Genomic DNA, 25,216 nt, shown 5'->3' with positions numbered 1-25,216 from the left:
CAGGAGAGTTCGTCATGACGATTGCTGGTCAGAAGATCGAAGCCGCCGCCAAGGCCGTTCCCGGCCTGCCGCGCCCCTCCGCGCCCGCGCATGTCATCGCCGACGACGCCGAGGCGATCGCGGTCGCGACCGCAATCGCCGATCGCATCCGCCCTGGCGCGGCGCGGCGCGATGCCGAGCGTATCTGGCCGGTCGAGGAGCTCGACGCCTATTCCCAGTCCGGCCTCTGGTCGATCAACGTGCCGAAGGCTTATGGCGGACCGGAGGTCTCCTACGCCACGCTCGCCAAGGTGATCGAGATCGTCTCGGCCGCCGACCCATCCATCGGCCAGATCACGCAGAACCATCTCGGCGTGGTGGCGGCCATCCGCACGGTGTCCGACGAAGCGCAGAAGGCGCTTCTGTTTGCCGAGGTTCTGCGGGGCGTGCGCTTCGGCAACGCCTTCTCCGAGTTCGGCTCCAAGCGCGCCGCCGATTTCGAGACGAAGTTCACCGATGCCGGCGATCATGTCGTCGTCACCGGTCGCAAGTTCTATTCCAGCGGCGCGCTGCTCGCCCATTTCGTGCCGATCGTCGCCTTGGACGAGGAAGGCCGCGCCTGGTACGCGATCGCAGACCGCAACGCCGAAGGGCTCACCGTGATCGACGACTGGTCCGCCTTCGGCCAGCGCACGACGCTGTCGGGCACCGTTCTCGTCGACCATGTGAAAGTGCCCAAGACCCATCTCGTGCCTGGCTACAAGGGCTACGAGGTGCCGACAGTCGATGGCGCAATCTTCCAGATCATCCAGGTCGCCGTGGACACCGGCATTGCTCGCGCGGCGATCGAGGATACGATCGACTTCGTGCGCACCAAGTCGCGCGCCTGGGTGGATTCCGGGCTGGAGCGCGCGTCGGACGATCCCTATACGATCCAGGCGGTCGGCCGCCTGACGCTTCAGCTCCACGCCGCGCAGGCGCTGCAGCATCTCGCCGGGGAGGCGGTGGACCGAGCTGTCGCCGCCCCCTCCGCCGAGAGCGTGGCTGCCGCGCAGATCGCCGTGGCCGAGGCCAAGATCCTGTCCACCGAGATCGCGATCGAGGCGACCAACAAGCTGTTCGAGCTTGCCGGCACCCGCTCCACGCTTGCCGAGCACAATCTCGATCGGCATTGGCGCAACGCCCGCACCCACACGTTGCACGACCCTGTGCGCTGGAAGGTCGCGATCCTCGGCAATCACGCCCTGAACGGCGTCAACCCGCCGCTTCACGCCTGGAGCTGAGCGGGGCGCAAGCAAAGGCGGTGACGCGGTCCGGCGGTAGGGGGCCGCCGGCCGACGCGTCATCGCTTTTAGGAGAGCGAGAGACGGCTAACCGCGCCGTCACCTCGGAGGATACGGCCTTTGGCAACGCTCGCCGAAAGACCTGATGTGGCCCGGTCAATCCGGGCCGGCTTTCACCGCCGATCGAGCGCGCTCGGATCGGCGCCCATCACTTGTGTCCGGGCGCCGGCTTCCGCCTGCAGCATGGCCTGTTGCAACTCGGCGGGGGAGGCAGACACGCCGCGCGCCGCCAGATCGCGTTGGACTTGTGCAAGAAGTTCGGCATCCGTCTTTCCGTCGAGAGCGCCCTTCACGAGCGACCGCGCATAGGCGGCGGCCGCTTCCTCGTCCTGCCCCATCCGCCCGGCGGCCCAAAGACCGAAGCGGCGCTCGCGCGCCATCCGGACCAGAAACGCGACCTCCTCGTCATGGACGAATTTCTGCTCGAAAGCCGCTTCGCGATCCGGAAAAATGCTCATCTTTTCCTCCTCCTGGCCGACCGGGTCCGGGACGCACGGGCCACGAGGCATCGACGCTGGAGAGATTAGGCGACGGCGAAGTCCGCTCAAGGGCCCCGCGGCACACAAGTTCATCTGTAAGCGACGACCGTTGAACCGAAGCGGCACAGGCTTGGTCCAGCCGGGGCGACGATCGAGCCAAGAGCCGAGCTCTGAATTGTGGGCATCGTCCTTCAGTTGAGGCGACGTCCATCCTCCTTGGCGAAGAGATGGGCATGGTCGGCGCGCCCGGCGACGGACAAGCGCTCCCCGACGCGAACGGGGCTGGTTCGGGGGAATTCCACCGTGACCATGCGCTCCTCGCCGATGTCGAGATAGCCGAAGGTCTGGCTGCCCAGGCGCTCCACCACCGAAAGCTCGCCCGTGAACCAAGCGGCCTCCGGCGTGCCGATTTCGAGGTCTTCCGGCCGGATGCCGAGCGTGACCTGCCTCGAGCCGGCGGCGGACGCCAAGGGCGGCAGGCTGATCTCGCGCGCGGGCAGGCGCAGGCGCAGCTCCAGCGCGTCGCTGCCGAGGATTTCGCAGTCCAGCGTGTTCATGGTCGGGCTGCCGATGAACTTGGCGACGAACAGGGTCTGCGGTCGCTGGTAGAGGTGGAGCGGCGCGCCGACCTGTTCCATATGGCCGCCGTTCATCACCACGATCCGGTCCGCCAGGGTCATCGCCTCGACCTGATCGTGCGTGACATAGACCGTGGTCGCGCGAATGCGCCGGTGCAGCTTGGCGATTTCGAGCCGCATCTCGACGCGCAAGGCGGCGTCGAGATTGGACAAGGGCTCGTCGAACAGGAAGGCGTCGGGATCGCGCACGATGGCCCGGCCCATGGCGACGCGCTGGCGCTGGCCGCCCGATAGCTGCGCGGGGCGCCGGTCCAGAAACGGGTCGAGCTTCAGGATGGCGGAGGCGTTCTTCACCTTGCCGTCGATGGCGGCGGGGTCGCCGTCGCGCATCTTCAGGCCGAAGGCCATGTTCTCCTCCACCGACATATGCGGGTAGAGCGCGTAGTCCTGAAACACCATGGCGATGTTGCGCTCGGCCGGCGGCAGCTGGCCGACGGAGCGCCCGCCGATGAACAATTCGCCGGCGCTGATCTCCTCCAGCCCGGCGATCATGCGCAGAAGCGTGGACTTGCCGCAGCCGGACGGGCCGACCAGCACGATGAATTCGCCGCTGGCGATCTCGAGATCCACGCGCCGGATCACGTTCACCGCACCGTAGTCCTTGCGGATCGCCTTCAAGGCAATGGCCGACATCGAGTTCCTCCCAGACCCCTTGATCTCCAATTATCAATAATGATATCGATAATGAAGAGCAAGGAGATCGTTGTGGAAGAAGCGCGGGGCGGGGAAGATCGGCAAAGGACGGGTGGCAGGCGCGCGGCGTCCGGCAAGTCCGCTGCCGCCTTCACCTCGCTGAAGCGCGAGATCATGCTGGGCGAGCTCCGGCCGGGCCAGGCGCTAGTCGAACTGGAACTGGCCACCCGCTTCGGCTGCAGCCAGGGCACGGTGCGCGAGGCGCTGCTGCAGCTGCAGGACGAAGGGCTGGTGCTGCGCAACGGCTATCGCGGCACGCAGGTCTCCGACTGCACGCTGGAAGAGGCGGTGGAGCTGTTCCGCATCCGCCAGTCCATCGAATGCCGCGGCATCGTCCATGTGCTGCGCCATCCCAGCCGCACGCTGGTTTCCGATCTCAAGGCCATGCTCGCCGACATGACCCGCGCGGCCGAGCGGGAAGACGAGTTGGAGCTCGCCTCGATCGACCGCGAGTTCCACGGCCGCATCTTCGCCGATGCCGGCCTGCCGGCGCTGGACCCAATCCTGCGCCGCTGCCTCATCCACAATCATCGCTACAAGATCTCGCGCTCGACGCAGGCGCGCGACCTTGCCCAGACCGCCCGGCGCCACGAGCCGATCGTCGCCGCCATCGAGGCGCGAGACCTCGGCGCCGCTTCCGCCGCCCTGTTCCACCATATCGCGACGATCGTGGATTTTGGCCCGAACGTCTTTCCGGATCACGTCCAATGAGCCACGCCCGCAGCCCCGCCCCCTTTTCCACCGACCTTGCTCCCGAAATGGCGGCGCTCGCCGCGCGCGTCCTTGCCGAAGACGGGCCGCAGCCCGACCCGACGCTGCTGCCCGCCGCCGAGGGGCGCCAGCTGGCGGAAGCGGGCAACCGACGCTGGAATGTCGATCTGCCCGAGATGGCCCGCGTCGGCACCGCCCATGTCCCGGCCGACCCGGCGCTCGGCTCGGCAGAGGTGCGGCTTCTCGTGCTGGTGCCGCCCGAGGCGAAAGCGGGTGCGATCCTCTTCGTGCATGGCGGCGGCTTCGCCTTCTGCAGCCCCGAGACGCATGAGCGCTGCGCCCGGGTTCTCGCCGCCGAAACGGGGCGTCCGGTGATCCTGCCGGACTATCGTCTCGCCCCCGAGCATCCCTATCCCGCCGGGCTCATGGATGTCGTGGCCGCCTGGCGCGGCGCGTTTGAGGCTACCGCCGCCCTTGGCGTGCAGCCGGGGCCGATGATCCTGGCGGGCGACAGCGCGGGAGCCGGGCTCTGCGTTTCCGCGCTCGTGCACCAGGGCGCACGAGGCCGGGCGGATGCGGCGCTCCTGTTCTACGGCGTCTATGCCGCCGATTTCGAGACGCCGTCCTACCGGAGCTTCGCGGACGGGCCGGGCCTGACGCGGGGCAAGATGCAGCGCTACTGGGATTTTTACTTAGCCGACCCGGCGGCGCGTGGCGACCCGCTGGTCTCTCCGCTCCTGGCAAGCGACGAGGCTTTGGCAACCCTGCCGCCGCTCCATCTCATGGCCGCCGGCATCGATCCGCTGCTCAGCGACACGCTGAATTTCGAAGCCCGGCTCGCCTCGCTCGGCCGCAGCGAGCGGACGGAGATCGTGCCCGGCGTCGTGCACGGTTTCCTGCAGATGAGCCGCGACCTGCCCCAGGCTCGGGAGGCCCTGGGGCGGGCCGCCGCTTTCGTGAATGCGATCTGACGACGGCCAAGATGACCATAAGAAGAACGGGAGGAACCAACATGACGAGACTGAGGACCCTGGCGGGCGCGCTCGCCCTTTTCACCACGCTGGGCACCACGCTGGCCGAGGCCGAGACGGTGCGCTTCTGGTACCATTTCGACAATCCGGAAAATCCGATGTCGGCGCTGGTGGAGAAGTTCCAGACGGCCAATCCGGGCATTACGGTCGAGGCCGAGAACGTTCCCTGGAACAGCTATTACGACAATCTCTACACCGCGCTGGTCGGCGGCAACGCGCCGGACGCGGCCATGGTGAAGCTCTTCGCCCAGCCGCGCCTTCTGGAAATGGGCGCGCTGGAGCCGCTGGGCGAGCGCATCGCGGCCTGGCCGGGCAAGGCCGAGCTTCTCGACAATCTCCTGACGCTGAATGCCGGGCCGGATGGGCAGAACTACTATCTGCCGATCCAATATGTCGTTCTCTATCTCTACTACCGCACCGACCTGTTCCAGGCCGCCGGCCTCGAACCGCCCAAGACCTGCGAGGAGTTCCGCACCGCCGCCAAGACGCTGACCAAGGCGCCGGACACCTACGGCTTCGGCTTTCGCGGCGGCAAGGGCGGCTGGGACCAGTGGGGCACGTTCACCTTCTCGCGCGGCGCGGCCTTGAAGCCGGGCGGGCTCGACAATCCGGAGGCGATCGCCGCCAACCAGTGGCTGATCGACATGTTCGCCGTGGACAAGTCGATCCCCCCGTCCTCGCCCAATGATGGGTTCCAGGAGATCATCGGCGCCTTCAAGTCGGGCAAGACGGCGATGACCATCCACCATATCGGCTCGTCCAAGGATCTGGTGGCAGCGCTCGGCGACAAGGTCTCGGCCGTGCCGGTGCCGGCCTGCGACGGCAAGGCCTGGACCTCCTATGGCGACGAGTCGCTCGCGATCTTCGCCCATTCCGAGGCCAAGGACGCGGCCTGGAAATGGGTCTCATTCCTGGCCGAGCCGGAGAACAACGTCGAGTTCGTCAAGGCGACCAACCAGCTGCCGGTGACGAAGACGGGCTCGGCCAACTGGACCGGGCACGAGAAGCGCTTCGTCGACGCCACGCTCGCCTCACTGCCCTTCGCGGCCGTCCTGCCGCAGTCGTCCGCCACCGCCGACTTCGTCAACACGGAATGGCAGGCGACGATGCAGCAGGCGATGACGGGCCAGATCTCCTCGGCCGACATGATGAAGAAGCTGCAGGCGCTGTTCCAGAACTAGGGCCTATCCGGGCAGGGCGGACACGTTCTGCCCGGGATGGTGCGGCGAAAGCAACGATCCGGAGCCTGTCCGGTGATCCGGATTCGCCGGACAGGCTCCAGACGCCCAGTCCCTTCGTCAGGCGCCGGCCCTCAAAACCGGCGCCTCTCTCCTCGGTGAAACCGAAGGTCCGATCCCATGTCCACGCTCGATGAGATGGCCGCGCTCGAAGGCGCGCCGCCGCCGCGCTTCTCGCGCGCCAGACTGATGCCCTATGCGCTTCTGGCGCCCGCCGTCCTGGTCGTCGCGGTGGTGGTCTTCCTACCCATGATCGAAGCGGTGGTGACCAGCTTCTACGAGCTGATCCTGTTCCGCCCCAATGCCAGCCGGTTCGTCGGCCTCGCCAATTACGTCAAGCTTTTCGCCGATCCCGTGTTCTGGGAAGCGCTCGGCCACACCGCGCTGTGGATCGGCCTCACCGTGCCGTTGCAGATGGGGCTCGGCCTCGTCGCCGCGATCCTTCTCAATCGCGACTTCGCCTGGCGCGGCCTTGCCCGCGCGCTGGTCATCATTCCCTGGGCGCTGCCGAGCGTCGTGATCGCGCTCATGTGGCGCTGGATCTACGATCCCAATATCGGCGTGCTGAACGACCTCCTGCTTTATCTCTCCGTCATCACGGCGGCCGTGCCCTGGCTGGCCGATCCCGGCATCGCGCTCTATGCCATCATCGGCACGCTGACCTGGCAGGGCTTTCCCTTCTTCGCGGTGATGATTCTCGCCGCCCTCCAGGGCATTCCCAAGAGCCAGTACGAGGCGGCCTCAATCGACGGGGCGAGCGCCTGGCGCCAGTTCCGCCACATCACGCTACCCGGCATCGCGCCCGTCCTGGCGACGGCGGGCCTTTTGCGCGTCATCTGGGTGGCGAACTCGATGGATGTCATCTTCGTCATGACATCGGGAGGGCCGGGCTACGCCACGACGACGCTGCCGCTCTACGCCTTCGTCAAGGCGCGGCAGAATCTCGACTTCGGCTATGGCTCGTCGATCGCCGTCACCTTCACCCTGATCCTGGGGTCCGCGGTCGCGATCTATATCGCCCGCACCATGCGCGAGGTCGAGCGATGAACCGCCAGAGCTTTCTGCGCCGTCTTCTCACGACGCATATTCCCGTGGCGCTGGTGGTGCTCCTGGCGGTCGGCCCCTTCGCCTGGATGATCCTGACCTCGCTTACCCCCTCGGCGCGGATCGTCGCGAAAGGCGTCTCGCTCGGGCCGACGGGCTGGAGCGCCGACAATTACGTCCGGCTCATGGGCCAGACCTCGTTTCTGGGCAATATGGGGCACAGCTTCATCGTCGCGCTCGGCACGGTGGTGCTCGGCCTTCTGGTTTCGGTAACGGCTGCCTACGCCTTCTCGCGCTTCCGCTTTCCCGGGCGCAAGGCGCTGATGCTGCAGTTCCTTCTGGTCAACATGTTCCCGGTGGTGCTGCTGATCCTTCCGCTCTTCGTCATGATGCGGCGCCTCGGCATTCTCGACACGCATCTCGGTCTCATCATCGCCAACGCGACCACGGCCATTCCCTTCGCGGTCTGGATGCTGACGAGCTATGTCGGCGCCATCCCCAAGAGCCTCGACGAGGCGGCGATGATCGACGGCTGCTCGCGCCTCACCGCCATGCGCCGCGTCGTGCTGCCGCTGGCGCTACCGGGCATCATCTCCACCGGCATCTACATCTTCATCACCGCCTGGAACGAGTATCTCTACGCCCTGACGCTGGGCGGGCGGAACGTGCGCACCGTCACCGTCGCCATTCAGACGCTGATCGGCGAGTACCAGATCGAATGGGGCCTGCTCGCCGCCGGCGGCGTGGTCGGCGCGCTGCCGGTGACGATCCTCTTCCTGCTCGTTCAACGCCGGCTGGTCGGCGGCCTGACGCAAGGGGCGGTCAAGGGCTGAACCGCCCTCCGCCGACGCTGCCGTGCCTTTTCCACCTTCTCGAAGGAAAGACGCTTGTCATGAACCCGGTCGGGTTGATCTCCATGCAATATGCCAGGCCCTTCACGGCCGAGCATTTCCCACTCTTTGCCCGCATGAAGGCGCTGGGCTACGATTTCGTCGAGCTGCTGGTGCCCGAGCCCGGCGAGCTCGACGCCCGCGAAACGGCGAAGGCGCTGTGGGACGCAGGCCTCGGCGTGGTGCTCGCCGCGCGGGTCAATCTCCAGCGCAACCTCTCGTCCGCCGAACCGGACGCCCGGAAGGGCGGCGTCGACTATCTCCGATACGCCGTGGACGTCGCGGCCGAGATGGGCGCCGAGATCGTCGGCGGTCCGCTGACCGGCAACCCCCTGGTCTTTGCCGGGCGCGCGCCGGCCCCGGTTGCGGAAGACGAGCGCCTCGCCCGCAAGGCGCGCTGCGTCGAGGGGCTGCAGGCGGCCGGCGCCCATGCGGCGGGAACGGGCGTGACGCTCGCCGTGGAGCCGCTGAACCGCTTCGAGAGCGACGTGCTCTGCACAACCAAACAGGCCATCGAACTGCTCGACGCCGTCGACCACCCCTCCGTCCAGCTCATGCTGGACACGTTCCACATGGCGATGGAGGAGGCGTCCATCGCCGAGGCCATCCTGCTCGGCGGCTCGCGGCTCAAGCATTTCCAAGCCAACGAGAACCATCGCGGCTTTCCCGGCACCGGCTCGGTGGATTGGGTCGCGGTCGGCCGCGCGCTGCACCAGGTCGGCTATCGCGGTCCGGTGTCGCTGGAGCCCTTCCGGCGCGACGACGACCGGTTCGGCGTGCCCTTCGCGCAGTGGCGCCCGCCGCACGAGGACGAGAGCGACCGCCTCGCCGCCAGCGCCGCCTTCATCAAGTCCCACCTCACCCTGACGGAATTCAGACGATGACACTTCGGATCGGTTGGATCGGCTGCGGAATCCACGCCACGCAGATGCTGCTGCCCCAGCTCCTGCGCCACGATGTCGAGATCGCCGCCCTTTGCGACATCGACAAGGACCGGCTGGCCCAAGCCGGTCGCCAGTTCGGCACGCGCACGTTGACCTCGGACGCCAATGAGCTGATCGCAACTCCGGGGATCGACGCGGTCGGCATGGCGGTCGGCCCCGACCAGCATCTCGCCTTCGGCAAGGCGGCCTTGGAGCGCGGCCTGCCGGTCTTCATGGAAAAGCCGCCGTCCGGTTCGGCCGCCGGGGCGCGCGAGCTGGCGGAGGCTTCCCGCCGCTCCGGCAAGCCGCTGCTCGTCGGCTTCATGAAGCGCTATTCCGTCGGCAACAAGATCGCCCACAACGTCCTGAAGTCCGGGCGCTTCGGCGACATTCTCGGCCTCACCGGCTACTACATGACGGCGCCGGGCTATTTCGCCGGCAATGTCGACTATACCGGCTTCCTGCTGCATCACTGCGTCCACTACATGGATCTCGTCTCGCATCTCGTCTCGCCGGTGACGCGCATCGCCGCGCGCAAGGTGGAGAAGACGCCGGGGCGCATCCTCTTCCATGTCGGCTTCGACTTCGAATGCGGCGCCATCGGTACGATCGTCATGGGCACGGCGCAGTCGCGCGGCACGCCGGTGGAGCGGATCGAGATCATGGGCGACCACCAGCGGCTGGAGGTCGAGGACGTGGTGGAGGTGCGCTGGCACCGCAACCCGCCCTTCAAGGTCGCCGACCCCGCCGCCACGCTGCTCGACGCCGAGGACACGCTCTGCTGGAAGCCCAACTTCACCGCCGCCGCGAACGAGGACTACAAGGGCTATCACGCGCTTCTGGCCGATGTCGTTCCCGCCCTCCAGGGCCAGAAAACGGCGGCTCCTACCATCCATGACGGCGTGATCGCCATGGAGCGGCTGGAAGAGATGCGTCGGCAACTCGACATCTGAACGCGCAAGGCGACGCTGTTTGGCTTCGATCCGGACGGAAAGGGTTCGTCCGGGTGTCGGCGCGCCCGGTCGTCGCTCTCGGCCGCTGACAGCGCTCGGCTTTGGTTGCCGAAACAACTCGAGGGTTGTTGTCGGTCATTCGCGCAATGCGCTGGCCAATTGCAAATCGCACGCGCCCTTCGGTTGACCGCATCACGCAGACCATTCGCCTGGACTTGTCGGCCCGCCGCGCATCCGCGACCGGTTCGACAGCCAGCCCGACGAGCCCATCGCATCAGCACCCGCGAACGCACGGCAGTCGCGCTGGGGACGGCTGACGACCGGACTGCGTCTCAACCGCGTCTCGAACCCTCGACCATTCAACACACGCGAAAAGGCGTGAGCGCAAAAGCAGGAGCCTATCTTGCTGATATAAAATCGATGTGATTTATTCGAGAAGAGCGCGGATCGAACCGTGCCGGCAAGGGCGGCTGAGAACCGTCTTTTCGAGGAAACACTGGAGATCCGATCGATGCGCCTGCGTCTGGCTTCCGCGCTGCTGGCTTCGGCCGTCGCGCTCACCTCCCCTTCGGCCCAGGCCGAAAACCTCGTCGCGAAGGATCGGATCGGTCCCGCCGACGCGTCCAAATCCCTCACCCTGCGCCTGACGCAGGATGGCCCCAACAGCAACGACCCCGTCTGGGCCGACGGCTACAAGGCGCTGCTCGTCGACTTCATCGGCCGCCATCCTGGCTGGAAGATCAGTCTGGAGACGATGTCGGACAATATCGGGCAGGAGCAGGCCCGGATGCTGGAGCAGGTGAAGTCCGGCCACGGGCCGGACTGCGCGGCAGTGGATTCCTTCGTGCTCGCCCTGTTCAAGAGCGCCGACGTGCTGCAGCCGCTCGATGCGTATTTCAGCAAGGAGGATGTGGCCGACCTCTTCCCCTTCGTGCGCGAAGGCATCACGGGCAAGGACGGTCGCATCTATGCCTGGTGGTGGGATACGGACCTGCGTGTTCTCTACCGCAACAAGGAGATCGTTCCCGACGCGCCGCAGACCTGGGACGATCTGAAGGCCGCCGCCCTCGTCTCCAAGGACCAGGGGCTGGAAGGCGTTCTCTTCAACGGCGGGCGCTGGGAAGGCACGACCTTCGACTGGCTGGCCAATTTCTGGTCGCAGGGCGGCAAGCTGGTGGACGAGGCCGGCAAGCCTGTCTTCGCGGCAGGCGAGAACCGCGACAAGTTCCTGAAGGCGGTGCGCTACTACAAGGATCTGGTGGACAGCGGCGCCGCGCCCAAGCGCGTCGCCACGATCAGCAATTACGACGAGTTCAACGCGGCGGCCGCTGCCGGCACCACGGCGCTCTTTGTCGGCGGCAATTGGCAGCTCGGCCAGCTCAAGAACACGATGGAGCCCGAGGAGTTCGCCAAGTGGACCTTCTCGGAACTGCCCGGCCCGACCGCCGACCAGCGCGCCACGGGAACCGGCGGCTGGACGATCGGCGCCTTCGCCAAGGACCCCGAGAAGGTCGCGCTCTGCGCGGCGCTCGCCAAGGAGGTCTATTCCGGCCCCGGCAACGCGCTGCAGATGCAGCTGCCGACGGCCAAGGCGCTCTACGACAAGTACGAGGTCTTCAAGACGCCTGAGAACCAGGCCTTCGCCAAGGCGCTGCAGCATGGGCAGGCGCGGCCCGGCGCCACGATCTATCCCGAACTCTCCAACCAGATCCAGATCATGATGGGCGACGTCCTGTCCGGCACCAAGACGCCGGAGGCCGCACTCGATGCCGCCGACGCGGCCGTGCAGGCGGCCTACGCCCGCTGATCGGAAAAGCGCGACGGGCGGCCGGGAGACTGGCCGCCCGCGCCCGGCGCCAGCCGCCGCGCGTCGAGGGGGGAGGAGTTCATGACCGCATCGCAAGCCCATGCCGACTTGGTGCCGCCGCGCCAAGCCCGGCGCCGACCGCGCCGACGCCTGGAGGACAATCCCTTCGTCTGGCTCCTGCCGACGGCTGTGATGCTCGGCCTCTTCTACCTCTATCCCATCCTCGACGCGGTTCGCCTCGCCTTCACCAACGCCTCGCTGCTCGGCGGCGAGGTGCGCTATACGACCGGGACCATAACAGCCGTGCTCGGCCACGCGGCGCTGGGCGAGATCCTCGCCAACACCGCCGTCTTCACGTTTGCGAGCGTCGCCGGGCAGCAGGCCCTGGGGCTGGCCATCGCCCTGCTCGTGGTGCGCGGCGAGCGGCGGCGCCTGCCGGGCATGGTGCTTCTGCGCACGATCGTCCTCGTCGCCTGGGTCATTCCCGGCATCGCCAACGGCATCATCTGGCAGCTTCTGTTCAGCGAGGCGCCCTTCGGCGCGATCAACGGCGTCCTGCGGCTTCTGCATGTCGCGCCCGTTCCCTGGCTGTCGGACCCGACGCTCGCCATGGTCTCCTCTGTGGTCTCCAACATCTGGCGTGGCACCGCCTTCTCGATGATCGTCTTCTACGCCGCGCTGAAGGGCATCGACACGACGCTCTACGAGGCGGCTGATATGGACGGGGCGAGCACGAGGCAGACGTTCCGCCATGTCACGCTGCCGCTGCTGCGACCGGCCATCCTGGTCAATTCCATCCTCGTCACCATTCAGACGCTGAACGTCTTCGACGCCATCATCTCGCTGACGGGCGGCGGGCCGGGGCGGGCGACGGAGGTTCTGTCGCTCTTCACCTTCTTCACCGTGTTCCGCAACTACGATCTCGGCGGCGCCAGCGTCCTGTCCATCCTGATGCTCGTGATCAGCCTCGTTCTCGCCGTGCTCTACGCAAGCTTCCTGCCGCGCGATGAGGACCGCGCATGAGCGCCCGCCCCCGCCAAAGGCTCGCGGACGCCGCGACCTATGCCTTCGCGATCCTGATCGCCGCCTTCTTCCTGACGCCGCTTCTCTGGCTCCTGTCGCTTGCGCTGCGCGCGCGCCAGGAAGTGTTCCTGGGCGCCAGCCGGTTCATCCCCAAGAACCCGACGCTCGCCAATTTCGAGCAGGTGCTGAGCGATCCGACTTTTCTTCTTTATCTCTGGAACGGGCTGAAGCTCTCGGCGCTGGGCGGGCTCGGCTGCCTCGTCGTCGCGGCGCCCGCGGCCTACGCCTTCTCGCGCTTCTGGTTCGCGGGCCGCTCGGGCCTGATGCTCGCGATCCTCGGCTTCCAGATGGTCTCGCCCCTGGTGATCCTGGTGCCGCTCTATCGCTACATGAACGCGCTCGGGCTGCTCAACAGCCATTTCGGCGTCACCATGGTCTATGTCGCGGTCGGCGTTCCCATGTGCACCTGGATGCTGAAGGGCGCGATCGACGCCATTCCGCGCGAGGTCGAGGAAGCCGCCCAGATCGACGGATGCGGCCGCTTCGGCATCTTCTGGCGCATTACGCTGCCGCTCGCAGCGCCCGGTCTCGCCTCGACCTTCATCCTCGTGATGATCCTCAACTGGTCGCAGTTCCTGATCCCCTTCCTGCTTCTGAACAAGGACGGGCAGCTGCCGATCGCCGTCGCGATCTTCAACTTCGCCGGCACGTCCAACGCCTCGACCACGCAGGTCCTGGCCGCCGCCTGCCTCGTGGCGGTCGTGCCCGCCATTATCGCCTTCATCGCCCTCCAGCGCCTCGTCGTCGGCGCGCTCACCGCCGGTGCGGTGAAGGGCTGAGTTTCCAAAAGGAGTTCCCCATGTCGTTGACGCTTACGCAGCGGATCGACCGCCTCGACGTCCGCAGCCGCGAACTGCCCCATTGGCGCGAGCGCGCCAGCGTGCCGATCGAGCGCTGGACCTTCGACGGCGAGACGCTCGCCCTCGGCGCCTTCTGGCCGCGCCGCGACGGCGTCTTCCGCTTCGCCGCCGAAGCCGAAGTGCCGGAGGGCTGGCCGTTGGAGGACACGCGCCTCCTTCTCGACCTCGGCGGCGAAAGCCTCGTCACGCTCAAGGGCGAGGCCGGCGAGAAGAGCTACGGGCTCGACCCTTACCACCGCGAATTCGCGGTGCCGGGCCGGCGCTTCGCCATCGGCTCGGAAACGGTCGCGCGCCTCCCCTTCGGCGAGCCGGTGAAGGAGCCGCGCCTGACGGTGGCGCGCCTTGCCTGGATCGAGCCAGCGGTGCACGCCTTCCATCTCCTGCTGCGCCAGCTGGTCGAAACGGCGCGGCTTCTCGGCTCGCACGAGGCGGTGGCCCATCTCGTCGCCGCCGGCGAGGATGCGTTCGCGAGCCTGGACTGGCCGTCGGCTACGGCCGATTACGTCGCGCGCATGGGCGACTTCACGCAAGGGCGCGCCATCTGGGCGCTGCCGGCGCTGAAAGCCCAACCGGCCGGGCTCACCGACGCGCAACGCGCGAGCGTCACCGCCGCCCATGACGGGCTGGCGGCCGCGCTGCGGGCGCTCAAGACGCGCTATCCCCAGCAGGGCCGCGTCGCGGTCACCGGCCATGCCCATATCGACCTCGCCTGGCTCTGGCCCTATGCCGAGACGCGGCGCAAGGCGCGGCGCACCTTCCACTCCATGCTGGGGCTGATGGAGGCGTTTCCGAACTTCGTCTTCAACCAGTCCACCGCTGCCTTCTATGCCCAGATCGAGCAGGATGATCCCGCCCTGTTCGAGGCGATCCGCGAGGCGGTGAAGCGCGGCCAGTGGGAGACGATCGGCGGCATGTGGGTCGAGCCCGACACCAACATGCCGACCGGCGAGAGCTTCGTTCGCCAGATTCTCTACGGCCAGCGCTATTTCGAGAAAACCTTCGGCGTGCGCCATCGCGTCTGCTGGCTGCCGGACTGTTTCGGCTTCTCGCCCGCCCTACCCCAGCTCCTGCGCCAAGGCGGCATGGATTCCTTCTTCACCATCAAGGTCAACTGGTCGGAGACCAACCGCTTCCCGCACGATCTCTTTTATTGGGAAGGGCTCGACGGCAGCCGCGTCCTCGCCCACACGTTCGACAATCCGCAGAACGGCTACAACGGCTCGGTCGAGCCGGCGGCGATCCTGCCGACCTGGGGCAATTTCCGCCGCAAGGACATCCACGACGAGACGCTTCTCGCCGTCGGCTGGGGCGATGGCGGCGGCGGCACCACGGCCGAGATGCTGGAGCGGCAGGCGCAGCTCGCCGACTTCCCCGTCGTGCCGGCACTGCGCCCCGTTCGCGTCGAGGACTTCTTCGCCCGCATCCACGACGAAGTGCCCGCCGAGACGCTGCCCGTCTGGTCCGGCGAAATCTATCTCGAACTCCACCGCGCCACGCTGACCTCGCAGAGCCACACCAAGCGCCTGCACCGCCACGCCGAGCGCGCGCTGATCACCGCCGAAACGGTCGGCTCGCTCGCCGCGCTCCTGGGCGCGGACGTGCCGGAAAGCCTGGAGCCTGTCTGGCGCACGGTTCTCAAGAACGAGTTCCACGACATTCTGCCCGGCTCCGGCATCCGTGAGATCTACGAGGATTCCGAGCGCGAACTGACGGAAGCCTTGGCCTCGGCCGAAGCCGCCGGACGCGCCGGTCTCGCCGCGCTCACAAGCCAGTTGTCCAAGGGCGAGATCGCGCAGGCTCTGGTGCTGGTCAATCCCGACCTGCACGAGCGCGGGGTGCGCGCCGAGATCGACGGCGCGCCGCTCACGGTCGACACGGCTTTGCCGGCGCTGGGTGTCCTCGTTCTCGACCGGGCGGCCGTTAAAGCGCCCGCCGGCCTTTCGGTCTCCGCGACGCATCTGGAAAACCGCTTCGTGCGGGTCGAGATCGCGGCGGACGGCACGCTGGCCAGCCTTTTCGACAAGCGGATCGGGCGCGAGGCGCTGGCCGGGCGCGGCAACCAGCTCTGGGTCTATCCCATGGACAAGCCGCGCGATTGGGACGCGTGGGACCTCGAGAACGACTATCGCCGGGGCGGCATCGAACTGACGGCAGTGGATGCGATCGAGATCGTGGAAACCGGGCCGCATCGCGCCACGATCCGCATCGAGCGTCGCTTCCGCGACTCCACGATCACGCAGACGCTGCGCCTTTGGGCCAACTCGCCGCGCCTCGAAATTCGCACCGATCTCGACTGGCACGACCGCCGCGTCCTCCTGCGCACCGAGACGCCGGTGGACGTGCGCAGTGATTTCGCGACCTTCGAATGTGCCTTCGGCGTGGTGCGCCGCGCCACGCATGACAACACGTCCTGGGACGAGGCGAAGTTCGAGGTGCCGGCCCATCGCTTCGCCGACCTGTCGGAGCCGGGCTTCGGCGTCGCGCTTCTCAACGATGCCAAGTATGGCCACAGCGTGAAGGGCAACGTGCTCGGCCTCAGTCTCGTGCGCGCGCCGATCTATCCCGATCCGCTGGCCGACGAAGGGGCGCAAAGCTTCACCTACGCGCTTCTGCCCCATGCCGGCGACTGGCGCGAAGGCGGCGTGCGAGAGGAAGCACTGGACCTCAATCAGCCCGTGCTCGCCAAACTGGCGAGTGGCCTTGCCGCCGGCCTCCACCGGCCGCTGGCGGTGGCGGGCGTCCCCGCCGCGCTGGCCGGCCTCAAGCCGGCGGAGGACGGCAATGGCCTCGTCGCCCGCGTCTACGAACCAGCCGGCGCGCGCGGCGCCTTCGCGCTCGACCCCGTCCGGGGCTGGGCGGTGGCGGGGGATGTGGATCTTCTGGAGGAGCCGGTCTCGCGCCCGGCTGGGCCGGGCCTCAAGCCCTTCGAGGTGCGGAGCTGGCGCCTGACGCGGGCTTAGGGCATAGGCCTGGCGCTCGGGCCGCAAGCGAGCGCCAAGCCCAGTGGCAGGCCGGCTACGGGAGAAGGGTTTGACAAAGCCCGCCCCCGCCGGCCTTCATGCGAACGGAGCGGTGCCCCTTCTCAGGCGCTGCCATGTGTCCGGCCGGCACGTGGCTCGCCCGAGGCGAGCCGCGCTTTGCCGATCCAAGGCCGGACGTGAGGCTTGGAGCATGACGACCTCGATAAGGTCGGCTGGCTGACGAGTTGTTGCGGACGGGACATGACATCCACTTCTTCGCCGGGCGATCTGGCCGGCTCCAATTCCGGCCTTGCCGCGAGCCACAATCAGGCGGTCGTGCTGCGCACCATCCGCTGGAACCAGCCGATCTCGCGCACCGAACTCGCCCAGCGCTGCGGCCTCAGCAAGCAGGCCGTGGCGCGCATCACGGAAAAGCTGATCGACGACGGGCTCGTGATGGAGGCGCGCCGGCGCTACGGCCTGCGCGGTCAGCCGGCGATCGAGCTGGAGATCGACCCGCAGGGCTGCTCGGCGGTCGGCATCGGGCTGGGGCGCGACCATCTCACCATCGTCGCGGTGGACGCGCTCGGCCGGGTGCAGGACCGGGTTCATCGCGAGGCGCGCTATCTCCTGCCGGACGCCTTCTTCGCCGAAGTGCGCGAGGCGCTCAAAAGCTTTCGCCGCCGCCGCGCCGTCGACGAGAGCCGCTTAAGCGGCATTGGCGTCGCGTTTCCAGACTGGCTTGGGCGCATTCCCTTCATCGGCATGCCCGAGCGCTATGCCTTGTGGGAGGCGACCGACATCCGCGCGGGTCTCGCCGAGATTACCGACCGGCCGATCTTCATCGACAACGACGCGACCGTCGCGGCGATCGGCGAGACGAACTACGGGCTCGGCGCGGAAATCCGCAGCTTCTTCTACATCTTCATCGGCGCCGGCCTCGGCGGCGGCGTGGTGCTGGACGGCGCGGCCTATCACGGCGCGGGCGGGATCGCGGGCGAGATCGGCTGGCTGCCCGTCGCGCCGGACGGCGGCGAAGGGCCGGTGCGCCCGCTTGGCGAGGTCGTGTCGCTCTTCCTGCTCTACGAGTTCCTGAAGTCCCACGGCTTCCATGTGGACGAGCCGCAGCAATTGCTGGCGCTGGACGAGCGCGGCCGCGCCCTGGTGGCGGAGTGGTTGCGCCGCGCCGCGCGCCCTCTGGCGGAAGCCGCGATCGACATCGGCCTGACGCTCGACCCTGACGCGGTGGTGATCGGCGGCCGCCTGCCGGTGACGCTGATGGATCGCCTGATCCAGCATGTCCACGAGGCGCTGGCCGAGGACCCGCGCCCGTCACCGCATGTCTACCGCGCCGCCGGCTCGGAGGACGCCGCCGCGCTCGGCGCCGCCGCCATGCCGCTCGCCCACGCGCTCAGGCTGGAGTCGGCCGACCCGGCCCAGTTGACGCGCTCGCCGCTGCGCGGCCGGGCATTGGTATAGAGCGCCCAACGGACCCTCACTGGGCCTGCTGCCCAAGTCCTTTCGTCGAGGATTTCACCGCTAAAACTTGGGCCTGTGCACTCGGCATTGACTGCGCTTTGCTCCTCCCGGATGAAAACCCCTCGAGCATCCTCTGCCGGCAGGTTTTGACAGGCGCTCCAAATAGGCAGAGCGCTCGCCTACCTCATGAGAACGTGCTTGCGACCGTGACGCCCCCGACATCTCTTCAAAGCTGCTCCAGCTTGTCGATCGGCAGCGGCTCCGCCATCGGATTCAAAGGCGTGAACCCTGAGAAATAGCCCTTCAGTTTGGCCGAGCCGCGTAGAAAAGCTTCGATTTCCTCCGGGGCCATGTAGCGATCGCCGAACCAGGGATAGGTCTCGGCACTGAAGCAGGTGTCCAGCCATTCCACTACGGCACGGTGCCGCGCGGTCTTCACCATTTCGGGGTGAACCGCGAGCCAGAGGTCCACCGGGATGCGCAGGCCGAGATCCAAGGGAACCAGATCGCCGCCGATGGCCGCGGCGTAGTTCGGCAGCATGCCGATGCCGGCGCCCTTGGCGATCGCCCAGTAATGGGCGCTGGCGAAGTTCGTCCGAAGCGCCACGATCCGCTCCGCGATCTCCGGCGTGTAGATCCGGTCCAGCCCGTAGCCCGTGAACTGGTCCATCTCCTGTTCGATGATGCGGTGGTCGGCCAGCTCCGCCAGCGTCGTCGGCAGACCGTGACGCTCGGCATAGGCGCGCCCGGCGAACAGCGTCATGTGAACGCAGCCGATCTTGTGCTTCACCACGTCGAACGCCGTCGGCTCGGCCGTCTGGATCGAGATGTCGGCCTCCAGCCGCAGGACGTCCACCGCCTGCAGCGCGCATTGCAGCGTCACCTGGATGTCTCGCCCCGGCCCGGCCAGAAATTCCACCAGCTGCGGCACGATCCAGAACGTGCCGATCCCCTCCGTCACGGCGAGGCGCACCGGGCCCTTCATCGTGTCGGAGGCGGACTGTGCGACGCGCATCAGGTCCATCATCGAGCGCTCCACCAGCCGCGCGGCGCTCACCACACGCCGCCCCTCCACGGTCAGCTTGGCGCCGTCGACATGGCGGTTGAACACGGGAAAGCCGAACTGGTCCTCCAGCCGGTCGACGATGCCGCGCAGCGTGTTGACGCTGCGTCCCAGATCCTGGGCCGCCTGTCGGAAGCTCTGGCGATCGGCCACGGCGAGGATGACCTTCACCCCGTCCCAGTCCACGCTCTGCAGTAGGTGTTCCATATGGCGAACGCCCCGTCGTCAGCTTTGCTGCATCGGCGGCGCCGACAGTTGAGTAACCATCCTCTCCACAATCTATCGGAGAGAACAAGATGAGTTCTTCACCCTTCCCCACCGCTTCTCCCGACTTGTCCCCCTCCGATGCCGCGCCCCGGCGCGCCCGGCGCTACGAAAAGGGGCTCGACGCCAACGGAACGGGCCTCGTGGTCGTCCACGGCATGGACGATTTCGTGAAGATGGCCGTGGTGCGCGCCGCCGTCTACATGGGCGAGAAGGCCTTCGCCTACGACCAGCAGTTCGACGGCAACGATTTTGCCGCCACCCATCTTCTCGCCAGCGTTCGCGGCGAGCCCGCCGGCTGCATCCGCATCCGCTTCTTCGGTGATTTCGCCAAAATGGAGCGTCTGGCGGTGCGGCGCGAGTTCCGCAATTCCCGCATCTCCTTCGAGCTGGTGCGCGCGGCGGTCGATCTGTGCCGGGCCAAGGGCTACCGCAAGCTCTATGGCCATGCCAGCGAGGAATATCTGAGCTTCTGGCTGCATTTCGGCTTCAAGGTTCGCGACAACGGCGCGCCGTTCGAGTTGGCCAGCTGGCCGCTGGTGGAAATGGTCGAGGACATCGAGCCCTTCGACGACGCGGTGTGCATCGGCGACGATCCGGTGCGCACGATCCGGCCCGAAGGGCTGTGGAACCAGCCCTGCGCTCTCGAGCGCCCCAGCACCCTGGCAGGCTGATCCATGGACGCGGAGGAAGAGCGCAGGCTGACGGAGTTGGCGCGAGGCCTGACGCGCGACCGGGAACTGGCGAGCGGCCTGTCCCTGCCTTTCGTCACCCGCCTTCTCGATCTCGCGCTCCTGGAACTGGCCATGGTCTGGCACGGGAAGGAGCGCGGGCCGGGCTCGTCGGCCAAGGGCCAGGGCCCGCTCGAGGATTTCCTTCAGCTCAAGCTCCGCGTCGCCCTTCTGGAGCGAGACGCCGGAGCGCATTACCGAAGATCGTGAGGCAAGCCATCTTGGACATTCCCCATTCCACCGGCAAGACATGGGACCTCGACGACGCCTCGTTCTCCGAGCCGAGCGAGCAGCAGTTCCTCGCCGCCTATCTCGCCGACCTGCTGCCGGCGGCCGCGCGGCATTCCGACGACGCGGTATCGCTTCTGAAGCGCGCGGTGGAAGCGCTCGATCCGCTGGTCGATCTGCCGGATATCAACTTCGGGCGCCCGGCCCGGCCCGGCGCCTCGCCCGTCGCGGCGCTGGCCTTCGCCGTCCGGGACCTGACGCCCGGCACGGGACCCCATCTCTGGGTCTCGATGGCCATCGAGATCCTGAAGGGGCATCGTCTGGAGGCGCTTGGCACGAGTTGAGCGCCGATCCGGCGACGGTCGGCCAGATCAGCTTTTGACGGATGTCAGCGCGTCCACCAGATCGGAAATCGACCGACGCAGATGTGGGTCGAGTAGGCCGATCTTCTGGGCGATCACCAGCGAGGAAAGATCGGCCGTTTGGGCGCCCGATCCTGCGTCTGTTTCCTCATCCGGAAAGAAGTCGCTGATTCGCACGTTGAGGACGCGCGCAATGCGCGCCAGCATCGAGGCCGAGACGCGATTCGTGCCGCTCTCGTATTTCTGCACCTGCTGGTAGGTGACGCCGACCTTCGACGCCAGCATGTCCAGCGACATCCGACGCGCCTTGCGAAGTGCGCGCACTTGCCGCCCGACGCTCACGTCGATGCTGTCGGGTTGCTCCTTGGGCACGCCCACCATATGATATTCCCACGCTCGGTCCGCAGGCAGCTATAGGCGCACGCGCACAAACGCTCAAGGCCGACCGGTCTCTTGAGGTAAACACCGGCACGCCCACGAGACTTCGGATTCTCACCCGTCCCCAAACCGTGATGCCCGTACGGCCAAACGGTCGCAGAAGCCGACAAATATACCCTATCTCTTGTCGTTTTCCGGCAGCCCGGCGAATCGCCGTGCCGCTTGCCTGATCGCTGGGTTCGCGCCTCGTCCTGCACGAGGGCCATCGTCCGCCGAATCAGTTGGGCATCTTCAGGCCGAGCGCCGCCGTAATGGCCGGGTCGAGCGCGCGCGTCGTGTCGTCCATCACCCCCATTCCGTCGAAGAGATTCCAGAAGGCCCAGGGAAAGTCATGCGCTTCGGCGCTTTCGCGGACATCCCTGACATAGCGGGCGCGGTCCGGCGCGGCGGCGGCGGTGTAGTGCGCGTCCGTGCGCAGGGCGCCGAACTCGCCGAGCATCACTTGGCCGGGCGGGATGGCGTGTCGCCGCGCCCAACTGGCCGCCATATCGAGATAATGGTCGATATAGGGACGGCCCGGATCGGCCTCGAAATACTGCCGGAGAAGCCGGACCGTCTCCTCGTAGGTGGCCTCCGCCTCGACCCTGGGGCGGGTCGTATCCTGCGCCATGCGGGCGCGCACCGCCCGCAGCGTTGCGTCGAGCGAGCCTTCGCGCGCTGGCCAGGGCACGGCGTTGAGCGCGCGGTAGACCGGCTCACGCATCCAGGGCGCGCCCTGATGGCTGAACAGATAGGGCTCGTAGAAGTGAAAGGTGAAAAGCACCGGCCCTTGCGCCAGGAGCGGGGCGGGGTCGAGCGTTTCGAGCCCCATGATCATGCCGCCGCAGGCGCCGGTCGCCACCAGCGTCAGATCCCTCGCCTGCCCCCGCGCCGCCTCGAACAGGCGCCGCTGCATCCCCTGCCAAGCTTCGACTCCGCAGGCCTGGGGCGGTTCGTTGACGGGCTCGAGCGCGACGCGCTGCGGGTCGAAGCTGGCGAGCCGATGCGCCATTTCGCCCGCGAAAGCGACATAGGCGGAAAACCCTGGCGCATCCGGCCCCGCGATCAGCCGGTCCTGGTTCCAGTAATGGGTCGCGCCGTTGACCTGAAGGTTGACGACGAGCTTCAGACCGCAATCGAGCGTCAGCGCGACCGCGTCCGCCAACATGTCCAGAAGCGCGCTTCGCTCAATGGGCGTGCCGGCGAGAAAGGGGCCGGGATCGACCGGCAGGCGAAGGAAGTCCAACCCCGCTGCCCGCAGGCGCAGGAGATCGGCCCGCGTCGGCACCGGCCGCCCAGTCTGAAAGGGCGGCGAGCCGTAGTCCGTGCGCGGCGCGGGATATTCGCGCGTCAGCGAGAACCAGGGAAAGGCGTTGACGCCGCGCGAGAGCGTGAGCGGCTGGGGTCTTCGATTTGCCTCGGCCACCGCCGGGGCGCCTGTCAGAAGAGCAGCGGAGGCCGCGAGCCCGCCTTGCAGGACGCGGCGGCGGGTCGGGAGCGGGTTCAAGGCCAAGCCCGGATCACGTCAGGACGCCCAGCGGCTGGGACGCTGCGGGATAGCCCGAAAAGCTTGCGAACTCCCGCTCGTAGGCCGAGAGAATATCCTCCAGGCGGAAGGCCGAACGGGCGCGCTCGCGCGCGGCTGTCCGGGCGCGGGCCACCAGGGCGTCGTCGGCGAGCACGGCCTCGATCGCCGCTTCGCAGCCGTCCCGATCGCTGAAATAGGTGGCGGCCTCTCCGGCGGTCCAGCGGTTGAAGACGTTGTCATGGGCGATGCAGGCGTTCCCCGCCGCCAGCGATTCCACCAGCGAGGGGTTCGTGCCGCCGACCGTATGGCCGTGGACATAAGCCCGCGCGTGGTAACGCAGCGCTGCGACGACCGCGCCGTCATAGATCGCGCCGGGAAAGACCACTTCGTCGCTCGCCGCCTTCAGCAGGCGGTCGTGATAGGCAAGACCGCGCTGCAAGGTGCCGAGAACCACGAGCTTCGCGCCGCGCCGCCGGCGCGAGAAGGCCTCGACGATGGTGTGGATGTTGTTGTCGGGCTCGACCCGGGCGATCGAGACGAGATAGGTGCCGGGCACCAAAGCCAGGTCGCGCACCGGCCCTTCCGGCTGCGGCGGCACCTCGTTTGCGCCATAGGCGATGGTCGTGATGTGCCGCCGCGGGCGCCGGGTGGCCAGATGATCGGCGATCGCCGGGTGGTCGGCGATCAGGCGATGGGACGACCAGGCCGCGATCCATTCGTTGACCCAGAACCAGGCCTTGATGGCTGGCCCCCACTTGGCCCGCCGCCATTCCATCCCGTCCATATTGGTCAGGACCGTCTTGCCGCGAAGGCGGAGATAAGGAAGGAACAGCCCGCTATTGTAGCCGAGAACGAGGCAGAGCCCCTCCTCCGCGCCGGCATGGCGCACGGATTTCCAGTCGAATTCGAGGGTCGATTTCGGGCCGGTCGAGGCGATCTGGATGTGAACCAGCTCCACCCCGCGCCAGATGTCGGTGCGCAGGCCCTCGATCACCTCGGAAACGTCGTGCTGGCAATAGACCACGACCCTCCAGCCCCTCGCCACGAGAAAGAGCGAAAGCTGCTCGGCGAAGGTCTCGAACCCACCATGGGCTGCGGGCACCCCGCGTGTGCCCAGAATGCGCAGAATGGGTCTCGTTTCGTCGGGCATGAGGGCCTTGCTTTCTGTGGTCCCGATTTCGTCTGGCGGAAGGGTTGAAGGGGAGCGTTCACGAAACGGGCCGAGCGCGATCTGGCATCGCGCCCCACTTTATCGGTTTGATCGCCTATCGCAACGCGTGCGTGTGAGAGTGCGAGCGACGAGCGAAATCCATCTAACCGTGCGCCGGCGTGGGCCGCAGCGCCAGCAGCGAGCGGCGGACCAGCTGATTGCGCCCGCGCCGCAGCCGCCAGACCATGCTCTCCCCGACGCTCACCTGCCGGGCGTACCAGCTGACGCGCATGCCGACCCGGTCGGTCTCCACCTTCACCGGGTCGCGGTAATAGTTGCCGATCTTGTCTACGCCCATGCCTGGCGTCGCGAACCAGGCGGGGATGTGGACGTTGCACAGGCGCTCCACGTCGGTCATCACGCGGCTGATGCCGACGCCCGGCACGGGGCAGGTCGTGCAGAACGCATCTCCCACCAAGACGAGGCCCGGCTGCTCGTAGCCCTCGCTGACGCTGAGATCGACCGGCCGCACCGAGACGGGACCGACCAGCTCGAAACCTCCGCAAAGGTCAGAGATTTCGGGCATGAGTTCGCGGAGCATCGCCTGCGGCTCCGCGCGGAAGCGCTTCACGAACGGGTCCGACATGTCGCGATAGGTGAAGAAATTCGCCCGCATCGTGTCGCCGATCGGGAAGAAGGTAAGGTAGGCGTAGCGCTCCTCGAACCGCTTGCTGTAGTAGTTCAGCGTGCCGAAGCCGTAATCCTTGGCCTGCCCCGCCAGATCGAAGCCGAAGGCCAGCGAATGGCCCCGCGAGGTGACGGTCCGCTTGACGCCCGCCATGCGCCGCACGGCTTCCCCGAGGCCGGTCGAGATGACGACGAGCCGCGCGTCGATCTCGGCTCCATCGGCCAGCCGCAACCTTCGCCCTTCGGGCAGGGGCTCGATCTCCGTGACCTTGCCGGTGACGCAGAGCACTTCCTTCGGCACGGCGCGGCGCAGCGTGTTCACGAGCTGGGCATAGGAAAAGCCGAATTCGGGAATGTCCTTGCGGGCATAGAGGCGGCCCAGCCGGTAGACCTGGTTGTCGAGCATCGGCGTCAGGGCGGGCCGGGCAGTCGCGTCGAGCCCCAGTTTCTCGAACAGGGCGAGATGGAGGAGGCCCATCTTCTCCGCCCGAAACTCTTCAGGATGCTCGGCATTCGCGTCCACCAGGGCGACCTTATACCCAAGCGCCGCGAGGCGCAGCGCGCTCGCCGTTCCCGCCAGCCCCGCGCCGATGATCGCCACATCCACCGACGCGCGCGCCCCCTCCGGCCCGGGGCGATCGAGGGGTTCGAGGGAGTGCGGAGAGGACATGGGCT

Annotated in this window: 23 protein-coding genes; 16 read left to right on the top strand and 7 right to left on the bottom strand. The window is 67.4% G+C overall.

Going from position 1 to position 25,216, the window contains the following annotated elements; translation table 11 throughout:
• Nucleotides 1-14 precede the first annotated feature (14 nt).
• Nucleotides 15-1,262, top strand: a complete 1,248-nt coding sequence (locus AUL32_RS20905; protein WP_062119416.1) for an SfnB family sulfur acquisition oxidoreductase — start codon at nucleotides 15-17, stop codon at nucleotides 1,260-1,262.
• 173 nt (nucleotides 1,263-1,435) lie between these two features.
• Here AUL32_RS20905 and AUL32_RS20900 read toward each other — a convergent pair whose 3' ends face one another.
• Entirely contained in the window at nucleotides 1,436-1,780 is a 345-nt protein-coding gene (locus AUL32_RS20900; RefSeq protein ID WP_062119414.1) for a DUF1476 domain-containing protein, read from the bottom strand.
• 212 nt (nucleotides 1,781-1,992) lie between these two features.
• The gene (locus AUL32_RS20895; RefSeq protein ID WP_062119411.1) at nucleotides 1,993-3,072 is read right to left on the bottom strand and encodes an ABC transporter ATP-binding protein; all 1,080 of its coding nucleotides are present in this window, start codon (nucleotides 3,070-3,072) and stop codon (nucleotides 1,993-1,995) included.
• 51 nt (nucleotides 3,073-3,123) lie between these two features.
• On the opposite strand from AUL32_RS20895, the gene AUL32_RS20890 reads away from it, so the two are divergent.
• The 12 genes from AUL32_RS20890 to AUL32_RS20835 all read left to right on the top strand — a co-directional run bounded on the left by AUL32_RS20890 (nucleotide 3,124) and on the right by AUL32_RS20835 (nucleotide 18,111).
• Nucleotides 3,124-3,843: a GntR family transcriptional regulator gene (locus AUL32_RS20890; RefSeq protein WP_082659929.1), complete on the top strand. Its 720-nt coding sequence runs from the start codon at nucleotides 3,124-3,126 to the stop codon at nucleotides 3,841-3,843.
• Nucleotides 3,840-4,814: an alpha/beta hydrolase gene (locus tag AUL32_RS20885; protein WP_062119408.1), complete on the top strand. Its 975-nt coding sequence runs from the start codon at nucleotides 3,840-3,842 to the stop codon at nucleotides 4,812-4,814. The genes AUL32_RS20890 and AUL32_RS20885 overlap by 4 nt, the downstream gene beginning before the upstream one ends.
• Before the next feature lie 41 nt (nucleotides 4,815-4,855).
• Nucleotides 4,856-6,055: an ABC transporter substrate-binding protein gene (locus AUL32_RS20880; protein ID WP_062119405.1), complete on the top strand. Its 1,200-nt coding sequence runs from the start codon at nucleotides 4,856-4,858 to the stop codon at nucleotides 6,053-6,055.
• Nucleotides 6,056-6,250: 195 nt separating this feature from the next.
• Nucleotides 6,251-7,159 (top strand): carbohydrate ABC transporter permease, encoded by a 909-nt coding sequence (locus AUL32_RS20875; protein ID WP_062119545.1) that lies wholly within the window; start codon nucleotides 6,251-6,253, stop codon nucleotides 7,157-7,159.
• Nucleotides 7,156-7,989: a carbohydrate ABC transporter permease gene (locus AUL32_RS20870; RefSeq protein ID WP_062119402.1), complete on the top strand. Its 834-nt coding sequence runs from the start codon at nucleotides 7,156-7,158 to the stop codon at nucleotides 7,987-7,989. The genes AUL32_RS20875 and AUL32_RS20870 overlap by 4 nt, the downstream gene beginning before the upstream one ends.
• A gap of 59 nt (nucleotides 7,990-8,048) precedes the next feature.
• The gene (locus tag AUL32_RS20865; protein WP_062119399.1) at nucleotides 8,049-8,930 is read left to right on the top strand and encodes a sugar phosphate isomerase/epimerase family protein; all 882 of its coding nucleotides are present in this window, start codon (nucleotides 8,049-8,051) and stop codon (nucleotides 8,928-8,930) included.
• Nucleotides 8,927-9,922 (top strand): Gfo/Idh/MocA family protein, encoded by a 996-nt coding sequence (locus AUL32_RS20860; RefSeq protein WP_062119396.1) that lies wholly within the window; start codon nucleotides 8,927-8,929, stop codon nucleotides 9,920-9,922. The genes AUL32_RS20865 and AUL32_RS20860 overlap by 4 nt, the downstream gene beginning before the upstream one ends.
• Nucleotides 9,923-10,433: 511 nt before the next feature.
• Nucleotides 10,434-11,729 (top strand): extracellular solute-binding protein, encoded by a 1,296-nt coding sequence (locus AUL32_RS20855; RefSeq protein ID WP_062119392.1) that lies wholly within the window; start codon nucleotides 10,434-10,436, stop codon nucleotides 11,727-11,729.
• 192 nt (nucleotides 11,730-11,921) lie between these two features.
• A complete protein-coding gene (locus AUL32_RS20850) occupies nucleotides 11,922-12,752 on the top strand; it encodes a carbohydrate ABC transporter permease (RefSeq protein WP_062119542.1) in 831 nt (276 codons plus the stop codon).
• Nucleotides 12,749-13,591, top strand: coding sequence for a carbohydrate ABC transporter permease (locus tag AUL32_RS20845; RefSeq protein ID WP_062119389.1), 843 nt, complete (start codon nucleotides 12,749-12,751; stop codon nucleotides 13,589-13,591). The genes AUL32_RS20850 and AUL32_RS20845 overlap by 4 nt, the downstream gene beginning before the upstream one ends.
• 20 nt (nucleotides 13,592-13,611) lie before the next feature.
• A complete protein-coding gene (locus tag AUL32_RS20840; RefSeq protein WP_062119386.1) occupies nucleotides 13,612-16,632 on the top strand; it encodes an alpha-mannosidase in 3,021 nt (1,006 codons plus the stop codon).
• 261 nt (nucleotides 16,633-16,893) lie between these two features.
• Nucleotides 16,894-18,111 (top strand): ROK family transcriptional regulator, encoded by a 1,218-nt coding sequence (locus AUL32_RS20835; RefSeq protein ID WP_062119383.1) that lies wholly within the window; start codon nucleotides 16,894-16,896, stop codon nucleotides 18,109-18,111.
• A 226-nt stretch (nucleotides 18,112-18,337) separates the two neighbouring features.
• Here AUL32_RS20835 and AUL32_RS20830 read toward each other — a convergent pair whose 3' ends face one another.
• Entirely contained in the window at nucleotides 18,338-19,381 is a 1,044-nt protein-coding gene (locus AUL32_RS20830) for a LysR family transcriptional regulator (RefSeq protein WP_062119380.1), read from the bottom strand.
• An 89-nt stretch (nucleotides 19,382-19,470) separates the two neighbouring features.
• Here AUL32_RS20830 and AUL32_RS20825 point away from each other — a divergent pair, with 89 nt between their 5' ends.
• The 3 genes from AUL32_RS20825 to AUL32_RS20815 are packed head-to-tail and all read left to right on the top strand — an operon-like array spanning nucleotide 19,471 to nucleotide 20,741.
• Entirely contained in the window at nucleotides 19,471-20,112 is a 642-nt protein-coding gene (locus tag AUL32_RS20825) for a GNAT family N-acetyltransferase (protein ID WP_061978205.1), read from the top strand.
• 3 nt (nucleotides 20,113-20,115) lie between these two features.
• Nucleotides 20,116-20,379 carry a hypothetical protein gene (locus AUL32_RS20820; protein ID WP_061978206.1) on the top strand — a complete coding sequence of 88 codons (264 nt, stop codon included), beginning with the start codon at nucleotides 20,116-20,118 and terminating at the stop codon, nucleotides 20,377-20,379.
• Complete coding sequence (locus AUL32_RS20815) at nucleotides 20,376-20,741, top strand: hypothetical protein (protein WP_156421561.1); 366 nt, start codon at nucleotides 20,376-20,378, stop codon at nucleotides 20,739-20,741. The genes AUL32_RS20820 and AUL32_RS20815 overlap by 4 nt, the downstream gene beginning before the upstream one ends.
• Nucleotides 20,742-20,768: 27 nt before the next feature.
• Here AUL32_RS20815 and AUL32_RS20810 read toward each other — a convergent pair whose 3' ends face one another.
• The 4 genes from AUL32_RS20810 to AUL32_RS20795 form a co-directional block, all read right to left on the bottom strand.
• Nucleotides 20,769-21,140 (bottom strand): helix-turn-helix domain-containing protein, encoded by a 372-nt coding sequence (locus AUL32_RS20810; RefSeq protein WP_061978208.1) that lies wholly within the window; start codon nucleotides 21,138-21,140, stop codon nucleotides 20,769-20,771.
• Between the two features lie 274 nt (nucleotides 21,141-21,414).
• Nucleotides 21,415-22,683 carry a glycoside hydrolase family 5 protein gene (locus AUL32_RS20805; RefSeq protein ID WP_082659942.1) on the bottom strand — a complete coding sequence of 423 codons (1,269 nt, stop codon included), beginning with the start codon at nucleotides 22,681-22,683 and terminating at the stop codon, nucleotides 21,415-21,417.
• Between the two features lie 13 nt (nucleotides 22,684-22,696).
• Nucleotides 22,697-23,854 (bottom strand): DUF1972 domain-containing protein, encoded by a 1,158-nt coding sequence (locus AUL32_RS20800; RefSeq protein ID WP_062119372.1) that lies wholly within the window; start codon nucleotides 23,852-23,854, stop codon nucleotides 22,697-22,699.
• Between the two features lie 163 nt (nucleotides 23,855-24,017).
• Nucleotides 24,018-25,211, bottom strand: coding sequence for an FAD-dependent oxidoreductase (locus AUL32_RS20795; protein WP_062119369.1), 1,194 nt, complete (start codon nucleotides 25,209-25,211; stop codon nucleotides 24,018-24,020).
• Nucleotides 25,212-25,216: the final 5 nt, after the last annotated feature.

This window comes from Aureimonas sp. AU40 (genome assembly GCF_001463785.1).
Taxonomy (GTDB): domain Bacteria; phylum Pseudomonadota; class Alphaproteobacteria; order Rhizobiales; family Rhizobiaceae; genus Aureimonas.
This window is presented reverse-complemented; position numbering and strand designations above follow the sequence as displayed.